Annotated in this window: 8 protein-coding genes and 1 tRNA gene; 7 read left to right on the forward strand and 2 right to left on the reverse strand. The window is 56.8% G+C overall.

All coding sequences use genetic code 11. The annotated features are described in order from the left end of the window. Positions 1-94: 94 nt before the first annotated feature. Together sS8_RS19210 and sS8_RS19215 are read left to right on the forward strand one after the other, a co-directional pair. Entirely contained in the window at positions 95-2,302 is a 2,208-nt protein-coding gene (locus sS8_RS19210) for a primosomal protein N' (protein ID WP_119631175.1), read from the forward strand. 314 nt (positions 2,303-2,616) lie between these two features. Then, positions 2,617-3,327, forward strand: coding sequence for a rhomboid family intramembrane serine protease (locus tag sS8_RS19215; protein WP_232020363.1), 711 nt, complete (start codon positions 2,617-2,619; stop codon positions 3,325-3,327). Here sS8_RS19215 and sS8_RS19220 read toward each other — a convergent pair. Beyond that, positions 3,321-4,844 carry a lipopolysaccharide biosynthesis protein gene (locus sS8_RS19220; protein ID WP_119631177.1) on the reverse strand — a complete coding sequence of 508 codons (1,524 nt, stop codon included), beginning with the start codon at positions 4,842-4,844 and terminating at the stop codon, positions 3,321-3,323. The two genes, sS8_RS19215 and sS8_RS19220, sit on opposite strands and share 7 nt — an antisense overlap. A 303-nt stretch (positions 4,845-5,147) precedes the next feature. Here sS8_RS19220 and sS8_RS19225 point away from each other — a divergent pair, with 303 nt between their 5' ends. From sS8_RS19225 to sS8_RS19245, 5 genes are all read left to right on the forward strand, one after another. After that, the gene (locus sS8_RS19225; RefSeq protein WP_119631178.1) at positions 5,148-7,526 is read left to right on the forward strand and encodes a phosphoketolase family protein; all 2,379 of its coding nucleotides are present in this window, start codon (positions 5,148-5,150) and stop codon (positions 7,524-7,526) included. A gap of 621 nt (positions 7,527-8,147) precedes the next feature. After that, positions 8,148-8,933 (forward strand): bacterial ammonia monooxygenase, subunit AmoC, encoded by a 786-nt coding sequence (gene amoC, locus sS8_RS19230; protein ID WP_119629308.1) that lies wholly within the window; start codon positions 8,148-8,150, stop codon positions 8,931-8,933. Positions 8,934-9,062: 129 nt separating this feature from the next. Beyond that, entirely contained in the window at positions 9,063-9,806 is a 744-nt protein-coding gene (gene amoA, locus sS8_RS19235; protein ID WP_119629307.1) for a bacterial ammonia monooxygenase, subunit AmoA, read from the forward strand. 114 nt (positions 9,807-9,920) lie between these two features. Beyond that, on the forward strand, positions 9,921-11,165 hold the full coding sequence (amoB, locus tag sS8_RS19240) for a bacterial ammonia monooxygenase, subunit AmoB (protein ID WP_119629306.1): 1,245 nt from the start codon (positions 9,921-9,923) through the stop codon (positions 11,163-11,165). A gap of 436 nt (positions 11,166-11,601) precedes the next feature. Then, positions 11,602-11,677: transfer RNA gene (locus sS8_RS19245), tRNA-Thr, on the forward strand. Between the two features lie 46 nt (positions 11,678-11,723). On the opposite strand, the gene sS8_RS19250 is transcribed toward sS8_RS19245, so the two are convergent. After that, positions 11,724-13,199, reverse strand: coding sequence for a RimK family protein (locus sS8_RS19250; protein ID WP_119631179.1), 1,476 nt, complete (start codon positions 13,197-13,199; stop codon positions 11,724-11,726).

Here is a 13,199-nt window from a genome sequence, read left to right on the forward strand (position 1 = left end):
CCACAGAAACTGTGGATAAGCAAGTTTTTGCTTTCGTGCAAAGGGTGTTGCGGCTTTCCCGATTCTACCGGGATTTTGTGGCGATTGGTCGAACATGACGAAGATTCTGAAGGTTGCGGTCTCGGTGCCTCTACGGCGCCTGTTCGACTACGTTCCTCCGGCCGGCACGGATGCGGCTGACCTGAAACCCGGCGTCCGCGTGGAAGTTCCTTTCGGGCGCCGCAGAAAGTTCGGCATGCTTATGGGGCTTGCCGACGAGCCCGAGGTCGACCGTGGACGTTTGAAGGAGGCTTCGGCGATACTCGACAGCGAGCCTCTGCTGTCTCCCGACGATCTTCGCTTGCTTAGTTGGGCCAGCCGGTATTATCACCATCCGATCGGCGAGGTGGTCGCGGCGGCATTGACCGTCCTGTTGCGCAAAGGCAGTGCCGCCGAGTGGGCGGGAGAAAGGCTTCTGCGCCCGAGCACGGAGGATTTGGCGTCGGCGGAACAAGCGTGCGCGAGAGCCCCTCGTCAAGCGGCCTTGATCAGGCTGCTCCGGGAGCATCCGAACGGCGTTCCTCATAGCCGGCTTGGAGAGCTGGATTGGGATTGGCGCAGTGCCGCCGAGGGTCTGATTCGCAAAGGGCTGGCATCCTGGTGCGAGAATCGGGAAGCGGATGCACCTGCATGTCATTCAGCCGTGTCGCCGCCTTTCACGCTCAATCCTGACCAGCAGGAAGCGATTGCCGCCGTGCGGGCGGCCTTGGGAGCCTACACAGCCTTTCTGCTGGAAGGCGTCACCGGCAGCGGCAAGACCGAAGTCTATCTGCAATTGACGCAAGAGGTATTGGCTCGAGGGGGGCAGATCATGATTCTGCTTCCGGAAATCAACCTAACCCCTCAGTTGCAAGCCCGCTTCCGCAGCCGCTTTTCGGTTCCGGTGGCGATATTTCACTCCGGTCTCACCGAGGCTGAGCGCCGCCGTTCCTGGCTGGGGATGCAGCGAGGGGAGGTCAGCATTCTGCTCGGTACCCGTTCCGCGGTATTCATGCCGGTGAAGTCGTTGGGGATGATCATTCTGGACGAGGAGCACGATACGTCATTCAAACAGCAGGACGGATTTCGCTTCTCGGCTCGCGACGTGGCCGTTATGCGCGCTCGTCTGCTCGACATTCCCGTCGTGCTGGGTTCGGCCACGCCTTCCCTGGAAAGCGTCTACAACGTCTCGCAAGGACGCTATCGTCATTTACGGCTTCCGCACCGCGCGGGCGGAGCCGCCCAGCCCGGCTTTCGGCTGCTCGACATTCGAGGACACCGCTTGCGCGAAGGGCTTTCGCCCGCGCTGATCGCTTATATCGCGGAGACCTTGGCGCGGGGTGAGCAGGCCTTGTTGTTCGTCAATCGGAGAGGGTTCGCGCCGACCTTGACTTGTCATGCCTGTGGATGGGTGGCTCGCTGCCGCCGCTGCGATGCCAACCTGGTTGTTCATGCCGGTGATCACCGTCTGCGTTGCCATCACTGCGGTTTCGAGCAGTCCCTTGTCGGATCGTGTAGCGGCTGCGGCAGCGAGGATTTGCGTCCCTTGGGGCTGGGCACGGAACGCGTGGAAAAAGCCCTGGGCGAGATATTTCCCGGCGCCCGCGCGGTCCGTATCGATCGCGACAGCACCCGGCGCAAAGGGCGATTGGAAGCCCTGTTGAACGATATTCACGAGGGCCGGGTGGATATCCTAATCGGTACTCAGATGTTGGCGAAAGGCCATCATTTTCCCCGAGTTACACTGGTCGGAATCACCGACGTGGATTCCGGTCTCTACAGTACCGACTTTCGTTCCGGCGAGCGGACCGCTCAGTTGGTTACCCAGGTCGCCGGACGTGCCGGACGGGAGGAGCGGATGGGAACCGTCGTGCTGCAGACTCGGCATCCGGGCCATCCGTTGCTCCACGTGTTGATCAGGGAGGGCTACTCCGGCTTCGCAAAAGCCTGTTCGGAGGAGCGTCGCGCGGCGCTGTTGCCACCCTTTGCCTATCAGGCGCTATGGCGGGCCGAAGCGTCCGATATCGAGGCGCCCCGGCGTTTTTTGGAGCGTGTGGCAAACCTGGCGAACCAGCGGACCTCGCGTGACCTGCAGGTGCTGGGACCGGTGCCTGCGCCTATGGCGCGGCGCGCGGGGCGACAGCGGTATCAGCTGCTGTTTCAATCCGGGCTGCGTAATTTGCTTCACGGCAACATCGAGGCACTGCTGCCCAGGATTTCGGAACTTGATGAAGCGAAGCGAGTCCGTTGGTCTATAGACATTGACCCGATCGACCTTTATTGAAGGCAGGGTCGACTGGGTTCCTGGCCTGGCTTCTTTTGTTCCTGCGCATCACACGAGGATGATGCTGGAAGCGGGCGTCGCGGAACTTGTATGCTTCTCCAAAAATCAGGCCCGTACATACCCGCCTGATCTGTCGGGCTGCCGACGAGGCCGGTACACGCCTGAGCCTCGGTCTGCACGGCCAGGTGCCGGGGTATCCGGTTGCGGATCCGCTCGGTCCGGATTTATCGGCAGGGTTAATAAATCCTATTCAGAAATCATGCGAGGAAGCCATGTTCCCATTACGAGACGAGAATCCAATAGTCAGACGGCCAGTGGCGACAATCGTGATCATCGGCCTGAATATCGCTAGTTGGGTTTTTGTCCAAGGTTTGGGCAGCGGTGAGCCGCTCGCATGGTCCTTGTGCAATCTCGGATTGATTCCGGGGGAGCTGTTCGACCGCGTGCCGGCAGGAACCATTATTCCTCTCGGAGAGAACCTGGGTTGCGAGCTCACCGGAGATACCACCGTTCTAACCTTGGTGACCCACATGTTTCTCCACGGGGGGTGGTTTCACATCATTGGGAATCTCTGGTTCCTGTGGATATTCGGCGACAATGTCGAGGACGCGATGGGGCCGATCCGGTTCTTTATCTTTTATATCGCCTGCGGCCTGGCCGCGGCTGCCGCCCAGATTTTCACCGATCCGGCCGCGGCCATACCCATGGTGGGCGCGTCAGGTGCCATCGGCGGGGTCATGGGTGCGTACGCCCGGCTTTATCCGAGGGCGAGAATCGTGACCCTGATCTTTCTCGGATTCTATGTGACTACGGTGGCGTTGCCGGCGATTGCCATGCTGGGCTATTGGTTCTTCATCCAAATCGCCGGCGGATTGCCTGCGCTGCAGGAGGCCGGGGGCGGCGTGGCGTTCTGGGCACATGTCGGCGGTTTCCTGGCAGGCCTGATATTGGTCGGGCCGATGCATCGTCCGGATTATCTGGCTCAGCACCTGAGACATGCGGCGGGGCCGTACGACCGCTATTGAGTGCCGGTCGGCCGCGTTTCGTCCGGAGCGTGCTTCCGTGCCGGTTGCCGTTTTCCGAGCAGGGGCCGCACATCCGCCAAGGCGACAATCAGGAGGTACAGTGCCAGGAAAGCCGAGCCGATAGCCCAGGGTGTCCAGCCGCATGATTCCACCAGGTGCTTGTGGCCGCCGTACAGCAAAAGTCCGAGTAGCAGGTAGGCCGCGATTTTCCCGATCGGATAACGTACCGGGTAGTAATATTGGCCGAGCGCGTACGAAATGATGGTCATCGCGGCATAACACGCCAGCGTCGCCCAGGCCGAGCCCTGATAGCCCATGATCGGAATCCACCATATGTTCAGCCCTATGGTCAAAACGGCGCCGATCAGCGATACCCACGCGCCCATCAGGGTACGGTCGGTGAGTTTGTACCAGATGGAAAGATTCACGTAAATCCCCAGGAACAGGTTGGCCATGAGCAAGATTGGCACGACATCGAGTCCTTCCCTGTACTCGGCTCCGACGAAATACTTGAACAAGTCGATGTACAAGGTCACCAGCAGGAAGATGAATACGCAGAAGATCACGAAATATTTCATGACCAAAGCGTAAGCACGCTTGGCGTCTGCCCGTCCGGCATAGGCAAAAAAGAAGGGTTCGCCGGCGTAACGGAATGCCTGTATGAACAGAGACATCAGAATTGACAGTTTGTAGCAGGCGCCGTAGATGCCCAGCATGCGCATATTCGTCGCGAGATCGTAGGGCAGAAGAAATTTCAGAATGGCGCGGTCAAGCATCTCGTTGACCATTCCCGCGAAGCCGATGATCACCATGGGTAGCGAGTAGGCCAGCAAACTCTTCAGAAGTCTCGAATCGAGACCATGCCTCAGGCTTTTGAACTGCGGCAGGAGCAGTAGGAGCTTGAAGGCGCTGGCCGCAAGATTGGCCAGGAAGATGTAGCCGATGCCGACGGCCGGATCATACAAACGTGCTGCGAACGAGTTTGGCCAAAGTTCGCCGGCTTTCTTGCAATAAACCAGAAAGAACAGATTGAGTCCGATGGCGAGGGCGATTTCGATCAGCTTGATGCCCGCGAAACGCCAGGCGCGGTTTTCCGACCGCAGTTTGGCGAATGGCAGTGCTGCGATGGAGTCGAGCGCCAGGATCGCGCCGAACCACACCAGGTATTCCGGGTGCTCCGGGTAGCGAAGCAGCGCGGCAAGCGGTTCGCGAAAAACAACGATTCCGGATACGAACGCTAAATTCGCCAAAATCAGGAAGCCGAGTGCCGTCGAGTACACTGTGTCCGATTTCAGGTCTTTCCGATTGCTGAAGCGGAAATAGCCGGTTTCCAGGCCGAAGATCAAAAATATGGCAAAGAACCCGGCATAGGCGTAGAACTCGGAAACGACCCCGTATTCCCGGGCGGGAAACGTATAGGTATAAAGCGGAACCAGCAGATAATTGAGAAATCTGCCGATGATGCTGCTCAAGCCGTAGATGACGGTTTGCGAGGCGAGCTTGCGGAGAGGGTTCAAAAGCGGATGTGCCGAGGATGTTTGAAGGCGGTCATTTTAGGGCGACTTCGGATAGAGTCCAAAATCCCGTACGCTTCATGACGCGATCCGCCTTGACTCCGGCTGGTTTTTTAGCGGCGGCCGCCCGGTTGGTGGACCGGCGGGACCATCGAGCTCTCTCGTACAAATGTCATCAAATTATGTTCATCTTGGCTTGTCAAACTAGAATATTTTTCTTTCTATCGATGCGAATTCATTGATCGAGGCCGAGATCGAGCGGCTCTGTGTTTTGGTTCATTGGTTAACAAACAGCGAGGTCAGGCTATGGCGTCAATCATCGCGGAAAACCCTCTCAAACTCGACGAGCTGCAAAAACTCGACGCCTACTGGCGAGCGTGCAATTACCTTGCAGTCGGGATGATTTATCTGAAGGAGAATCCTCTGCTGAGAGAGCCTCTGCGACCGGAACATATAAAAAAGCGCCTGCTTGGCCATTGGGGTTCTAGTCCCGGTCTGAGTTTCAGCTACATTCATTTGAATCGCTTGATCAACAAGTATGATCTCGACGCGATTTTCATCGCCGGCCCCGGTCATGGAGCGCCCGGAGTGCTCGGGCCGGTTTATCTGGAGGGCACCTACTCCGAAATCTATCCAAATAAGAACGAGGATGAAGAGGGAATGCGGCTGTTTTTCCGGGAGTTCTCGTTCCCGGGTGGCATCGGCAGCCACTGCACGCCGGAAATGCCGGGGTCGATCCATGAAGGCGGCGAGCTGGGCTACAGTATTTCCCATGCTTTCGGCGCGGCTTTCGATAATCCGGATCTGTTGGTCGCCGTAGTCGTAGGCGATGGCGAGGCGGAAACCGCCGCTCTCGCAGCTTCCTGGCATTCCAATAAATTTCTCAATCCGGTGCGGGACGGTGCCGTGCTGCCGATCCTCCATCTCAACGGATACAAGATCAATAATCCTACCGTACTGGCACGCGTTTCCCATGACGAATTGACTCGATTGTTCGAGGGCTACGGTTGGACCCCTTATTTCGTCGAAGGCGGTGATCCTGAAACCATGCATCAGGCAATGGCCGCGACCTTGGAGCATTGCGTTCTGGAAATTCGCCGGATTCAGCAGGAAGCTCGATCCGGCAGCGCGGTGACCCGCCCGCGGTGGCCCATGATCGTGCTGCGCAGCCCAAAAGGGTGGACCGGGCCGAAAACCGTGGACGGGCACAAAATAGAAGGTTTTTGGCGGTCGCACCAGGTGCCGCTTGCCGGAGTGGCTCGGAATCCGGAGCACCTCGCGATGCTCGAGGAATGGATGCGCAGTTACGAGCCGGAGAAACTGTTCGATTCCGACGGGCGGCTCGTTCCCGAGCTGAAAGCCTTGGCACCGGTTGGAAGCCGGCGCATGAGTGCCAATCCACATGCTAACGGAGGCTTGCTCCGAAAAGCTTTGAAGATGCCCGATTTTCGCGAATATGCGGCCGAGGTTCCCAAACCGGGTGCCTCGGAGTCGGAAAATACAAGGCCCCTGGGGCGGCTTCTGCGCGATGTTCTGTGCTTGAATCCCGGCAACTTCCGAGTATTCGGTCCCGATGAAACCACCTCTAACAAGCTGGATGATATGTATGAGGCCAGCAAGAAGATGTGGCTGGCGGACTACTTGCCCGAAGATGCCGACGGCGGCGAATTGTCGCCCGACGGGCGTGTCATGGAGGTACTGTCGGAGCATACCCTGGAGGGCTGGCTCGAAGGCTATCTGCTGACAGGGCGTCACGGTTTCTTTTCGACCTACGAGGCCTTCGTTCATGTTATCGACTCCATGTTTAACCAGTTTGCGAAATGGCTCGATATCGCCAATGACATTCCATGGCGCGCGCCCGTGTCGTCCTTGAACCTGCTGATTACCTCTACCGTTTGGAGGCAGGACCATAACGGCTTCACGCACCAGGACCCCGGCTTTCTCGATCTCGTGGTCAACAAGAGCCCGGACGTGACCCGAATTTATCTGCCGCCGGATGTCAATACGCTGCTGTGCGTGGCGGACCATTGCCTGAAAAGTACCTATAACGTCAATGTGATCGTTTCCGACAAGCAAAAACATTTGCAGTATCTGAACATGGATGCCGCGATAATGCATTGCATCAAGGGCATCGGGATTTGGGACTGGGCCAGCAACGATCAGGGCTACGAACCCGATGTCGTCATGGTGGGCTGCGGCGATATACCGACAAAAGAGGCGCTGGCGGCAGTCGTGCTCTTGCGGGAACATTTCCCGGCGTTGAAGATCCGCTTCATCAACGTGGTCGACTTGTTCAAGCTACAGCCTGCCAGCGAGCATCCGCACGGTCTGAACGACCGTGATTTCGACAGTCTTTTCACCCTGGACAGGCCGATAATTTTCAACTTCCACGGCTATCCCTGGCTGATCCATCGTCTGGCCTACCGAAGGACCAATCACAAGAATCTGCATGTGCGAGGCTATAAGGAGAAGGGAAACATCAATACCCCTCTGGAGCTGGCTATCGAGAATGAAATCGACCGATTCAGCCTGGCGATCGATGTGATCAATCGTGTCCCGGGGCTGCTGGTGGCGGGCGCCCACGTCAAGGAACAGCTCCGCGACATGCAGATCGAATGCAGCCGTTACGCGTACGAACACGGCGTGGACAAGCCGGAGTTTGCCGACTGGAGGTGGCCCCAGTAAGGACTGCGGATCGGCTGGCACCGCGAAAATCGGCAAAACGATTCGCGTGCGCCGTACGCGATCCGGCTGAGAGTGAATGTAGAGGAACCTTGGTCCTCTAAGACTCGGGCAGCTTGTCGGTAAAATATGAGGTGTTCGATCGCGGGGCTTTTCCCACTGACTTGCCCCGGGATTTCTCCTGTGTCAAACATCAAGGCTCTCGGTACAGTGATCAATCCCTCCCGTGACAACCTTAAGAAAGCTCTGATTAAGTCTCCAATTCTGAGAAGCGACCTGTGCGACTGATTGATCCAACAGCCCCTCAACCACCCGGAGGGAGAGGGCCTATTCAGAGCTTCCTTAAGCGGTAGGTCAGTACCCCTTCAAGCGGGCCACCGGCTCCGACTTTCGATCCCCCCATCAAGGCCCGAAAATACACGCAGACGCCGCCATCCGAAACGTTCCGTATAGCCTTGACAAGGTAAGAATGAGTGATAGACTGCTCGGCACCCTAGGAGTGGGACATTTTGTCGCAGGGGTGAAGACTCCTGGGACGGGAATGAAAAAGAAAGGCAGGGAAGCGAGTTGAGGTAGCGGTGCGGAGACGCACTGGAAGTGAGTACTAACTTTGGAGGTAAAACTATGGCTGCAACGACTGTTGGTGGCGTAGAGGCGCAAGATAAGCCGCTGTTGGACATCAAATGGCTGACTTTTGCGTTTGTACTGTACACGGTATTTTACATGTGGGTACGGTGGTACGAAGGGGTTTACGGCTGGTCGGCCGGTCTGGACTCGTTCGCACCGGAATTCGAGACGTACTGGATGAACTTCCTGTACACGGAGATTGTGCTGGAAGTGGTTACGGCCTCGATTCTGTGGGGCTATCTGTGGAAGACCCGTGACCGCAACATGGCGGCCCTGGCTCCGCGGGAAGAACTGCGCCGGAACATGACGCACCTGATTTGGCTGTTTGCCTATGCATGGGCCATTTACTGGGGTGCGAGCTACTTCACCGAGCAGGACGGCACCTGGCACCAGACGATTGTTCGCGACACTGACTTCACGCCGTCGCACATCATCGAGTTCTACCTGAGCTATCCGATCTACATCATCACGGGTGGTGGCGCGTTCCTGTATGCGCATACCCGCCTGCCGCACTTCGGCGCTTCGAAGGGTTTGTCGCTGGCGTACCTGATTTTGTGGACCGGTCCGTTCATGATTCTGCCGAACGTTGGCCTGAACGAATGGGGTCACACCTTCTGGTTCATGGAAGAGTTGTTCGTAGCGCCCTTGCACTACGGCTTTGTGATCTTCGGCTGGCTGGCCTTGGCGATCATGGGCGTGTTGCTGCAGGTATTTGCGAGCTTCTCGAACCTGATGGGCAAGGAAATCTGTGAAGCGGTAGATCAAGGTCTGATCGCGAAATAAGTTTGGACAAGGGCGTGGCGGGCGTGCTGAAAGGCGCGGCCGTTGCGCCCGGCACTGGACGTGACGATGGCGGTCCGAGCGACGGGCAGTCATCTAGAACGACAATAAATGAACTTTTGGAGGTAACTCATGAGCGCACTTCAATCTGCGGTTCGGTCTCATGCCGAAGCAGTGCAAGTCTCCAGGACTATTGACTACCTGGGGATCTTCATTTTCTTCTTTGTAGTGTGTGGTTCGTATCACATTCACGCCATGTTGACCATGGGTGACTGGGACTTCTGGTCGGATTGGAAAGACCGTCGACTGTGGGTGACGGTGACCCCGATTGTGTTGGTGACGTTCCCGGCGGCGATCCAGGCGTGGGCTTGGGAGCGGTTCCGCAATCCGTGGGGTGCGACCATTGCGGTTCTGGCGCTGCTGTTTGGTGAATGGGTCAACCGCTACTTCAACTTCTGGGGCTGGACCTACTTCCCCATCAACTTCGTATTCCCGGCGGTTCTGGTTCCGGGTGCGATTTTGCTCGACACCTTCCTGATGCTTTCGGGCAGCTACCTGTTCACGGCGATTGTGGGCGGTATGGCTTGGGGCCTGATTTTCTATCCGGGCAACTGGCCGGTCATTGCGCCGCTGCACGTACCGGTGGAATACAACGGCATGCTGATGTCGGTTGCGGACATTCAGGGTTACAACTATGTGCGTACCGGTACGCCGGAGTACATCCGCATGGTTGAAAAAGGCACTTTGAGAACGTTCGGTAAAGACGTTGCGCCGGTGTCGGCATTCTTCTCGGCCTTCATGTCGATCCTGATCTACTTCATGTGGCATTTCGTGGGTCGCTGGTTCTCGACGGTTCGGTTCTTGAAGCAGACCTAATCGGACCGGGAATTCGGAAGAACAAAAGCACAACGCACCGAGCCTTTTGAGCGCCCTCTGGGAGGGGGCTTGAAGGGCGGGTACACCAGAATAGACTCGAGAGAGGAAGAATCTATGAAACTACTGAAAGACAGGATCGCCAAGTGGTCCATGGTCGGTTTGCTGGCCACGTTTGCCGCGACCAGTTTCTATGCGCCGAATGCGTCGGCCCACGGTGAGAAATCGCAGGCGGCGTTCATGCGTATGCGTACCATTCACTGGTACGATCTGAACTGGTCGAAAGAGAAGGTGAAGGTCAATGACACGGTTGAAATCACCGGTAAATTCCATGTGTTCGAAGGTTGGCCGGAGACGGTGGCGGAGCCCGATACGGCGTTCCTGAACATCGGTATCCCGGGTCCGGTTTTCATCCGTAAGGAATCGTACATTGGTGGCCAGTTGGTGCCGCGTTCGGTTCGCCTGGAAATCGGCAAGACCTACGAGTTCCGCGTGGTGCTGAAGGCGCGTCGTCCGGGTGACTGGCACGTTCACACCATGATGAACGTGGAAGGCGGTGGTCCGATCATCGGTCCCGGCAAATGGATCACGATCGAAGGCTCGATGAGCGAGTTCAAGAACCCGGTGACCACGTTGACCGGTCAGACGGTTGACCTTGAGACCTATAACGAAGGCAACACCTACTTCTGGCACGTCTTCTGGTATGCGATCGGCATTGCCTGGATTGTGTACTGGGTACGTCGTCCGGCCTTCCTGCCGCGCTACCTGATGGTGGAAGCGGGCCGTGCGGACGAACTAGTCTCCGGCGGTGACAAGAAAGTGGCCATGGGCTTTGCGGCGGCGACGATCCTGATTGTGATCTTCGCGATGTCGAGCGCCAACAGCAAATACCCGATCACCATTCCGCTGCAGGCCGGTACGATGAGAGGCATTCAGCCGATCGAGATGGCGCCGCCGACGATTGCGGTGAAAGTGGAAGATGCGAGCTACCGTGTGCCGGGTCGTGCGATGCGGATGAAGCTGACCGTGACCAACAGTGGCGACAAGCCGGTACGGTTGGGTGAGTTCTACACGGCATCGGTTCGCTTCCTGGATAGCGACGTATACAAGGACACCAGCGGTTATCCGGAAGACCTGATGGCTGACGATGGGTTGGAAGTGAGCGACAACAGCCCGCTGCAGCCGGGTGAGACGCGGACGATTGACGTGACCGCCAGCGATGCGGCGTGGGAAGTCTATCGTCTGTCCGACATCATCTACGATCCGGACAGCCGTTTCGCCGGTCTGTTGTACTTCTTCGACGATGCGGGTAGCCGTCAGATCGTTCAGATCGACGCACCGCTGATCCCGTCCTTCATGTAATTCCGACGGGCGCCGGTCCGACCGGCGCCCGTAACGGATGCACGACCGACGGTCGTTACTTAGAGCCCTCCTTCACGCCGAAGGGGGGCTTTTTTCTTGCGAGTCCGGCAAGTCCGAAGTGTCCAATGAACCTCGTGCTGTGGCGCTAAAATCCAGGAAGCTTGGGGAGGGACGTCGGATGTCCCGCATCCACCCGACCAAGAAGGACACCCTGCTCTGATCGACTCAGCCGGCGGCAAGTTCGTCGGCACCCATTTCTCCGCGCGACCCTTGGTGCAACGAGTCATCGATCACGGTGACGGTGAGGAACGTTCTCAGACGGCAAAACGTCGGCGTTGACGAGTCACTATCCGGCTAGACGGGACTACCTCGCCACGCTACCGACTCTTTTTGCCTTATGATGATATAATTGAGACGATTTTCCGAGATATCCATTGCTGGCGTAGCTCAGTCGGTAGAGCAGCTGATTTGTAATCAGCCGGTCGGGGGTTCGAATCCTCTCGCCAGCTCCATGTTGCCCTCCTGCCGTTTGAAAACGTTACATTAACCAGGCATCATTCAGCGGTGGTTCCGCTGGCTGTCTAAACGCCGCACGAATTCGGCCATAATGCTCTGATAGAGTAAGTCGCCGAGGATTCGATCCTCAATACCGGCATCAATGTTGGGGTTATCGTTGATCTCGATCACGTATACGCCGTCCTCGGTTTGCTTCAGGTCAACTCCGTAGAGACCGTCGCCGATTAGCTTGGCAATTGCGAGTGCGGTATCAACTACGGATTTCGGGGTCTCTTCGAGAGGTAGAGTCCTGAAATTTCCCTCGACGGCTTTTCCGGAGGATCGGTGCCGGACGACCTGCCAATGAGCACGGGACATGAAGTATTGGCAGGCGAACAAAGCCTGTCCATTGAGAATGCCGATACGCCAGTCAAATGGCGTGTAAAGGAATTCTTGGGCGAGGATCAGATCCGATTCCTTGAACAGTTTTCCTGTGAGATTTCTGAATTCTGCTTCGTTATCGGCTTTGAATACACCTCGGGAAAACGAGCCGTCGGGAATTTTCAGGACGACGGGAAAGCCGATATCGCCATTCATGGATTCCGCGTGACCCTTTTGAAGAATTCTGCTTTTGGGAGTTGAAATCCGGTGCGCATCCATTAATTCAGCAAGATATACCTTGTTGGCGCACTTTAGAATGGAATCTGGATCGTCTATGACGACAATACCCTCGATTTGTGCCTTCCTTGCGAACCGATAGGTATAGTGATCAATGTTGGTCGTTTCGCGGATGAAGAGGGCGTCATACTCCGCCAGGCGTCCATAGTCCTTTTTCTCGATGAGTTCGACATCAACACCCAGCTTTTTTCCGGCCTTGATGAACTTTTGCAATGCGCCGGCGTTGGAGGGCGGCATGGTTTCGGCAGAATTGCGCAAGATGGCCAAATCGTAACGCGACCTGCTCCTGGCTCGGGGCGTCCGCCACGGTTTGACCAAATAACTGTTCAGTGCTTCGATGAACAACCGGCGATTGGGCTCGCTCATGGCGCTGGCAAGATGCATTGGCTTGACCGTGTCGACATGCCACTTGCCCTGGTAACGAAACTCCACTCTTAACAGCGGGCATTGAAACAGATCGAAGATTTGCCGGGACAGGTCCTGCAAATCGGGGTCTTCGCACCGACCGAAGAAAATCGGTAGTTCGAACGTCTGGTCGATTCTGCTTTCGCGCTTTTTGAACCGTTTTTGAATCGTTCCGTTGAGGTCCTCGACATTGAGGCTGTAAATCGCCTTGCTGCTGAGGCTGGTGAGGGTTCTCACGGTTGGGATCACGCGATGGCTGCGCGGTTCAGCCAGGAGCGAGCAAAAATACCCGGTACTCAAATAGCGATAGCTGCGGCAGAGATTGATAACCCGCACATCCTTGGTCTTGAGGTATTCGGCCTTTGATAGATAGTCGCTGGCAGCAACAACCGGCACGCACGGAAAATCCGGCTGCCAGTCTTTAAGACTTTCGACAACGACAATGTGAACGGACAT

This window comes from Methylocaldum marinum, from assembly GCF_003584645.1.
In the GTDB taxonomy this organism is placed as follows: domain Bacteria; phylum Pseudomonadota; class Gammaproteobacteria; order Methylococcales; family Methylococcaceae; genus Methylocaldum; species Methylocaldum marinum.